Annotated in this window: 1 protein-coding gene; it reads left to right on the top strand. The window is 51.2% G+C overall.

From position 1 onward, the window contains the following. The coding region (locus JZ791_RS44430; RefSeq protein WP_216904016.1) for a diguanylate cyclase domain-containing protein at positions 1 to 410 on the top strand (410 nt) is incomplete at both ends.

Raw genomic sequence — 410 nt, 5'->3', positions numbered from 1 at the left:
GTGCAGAAATTCAAAATGCGCAAAGCTGGTCAGCGACCATTCGTCAGCGTGATGGCGCGCCTGCGGGGATCCTGCAAATTAAAACCTCGTCAGGAGCAGAAACCAGCGCCTTTATCGAACGCGTGGCAGATATCAGCCAGCATATGGCCGCGCTGGCGCTGGAACAGGAAAAAAGCCGTCAGCATATTGAACAACTCATCCAATTTGATCCGATGACCGGTCTGCCAAATCGCAATAACCTGCACAATTACCTCGATGACCTGGTCGACAAAGCCGTCTCTCCCGTGGTGTATCTCATCGGTGTTGACCATATTCAGGATGTGATTGATAGCCTTGGCTATGCGTGGGCCGATCAGGCATTGCTGGAAGTGGTCAATCGCTTTCGTGAAAAACTCAAACCGGATCAGTAT

The organism is Nocardia alni (assembly GCF_019038435.1).
GTDB classification, from domain to species: domain Bacteria; phylum Actinomycetota; class Actinomycetes; order Mycobacteriales; family Mycobacteriaceae; genus Nocardia; species Nocardia alni.
This window is presented reverse-complemented; position numbering and strand designations above follow the sequence as displayed.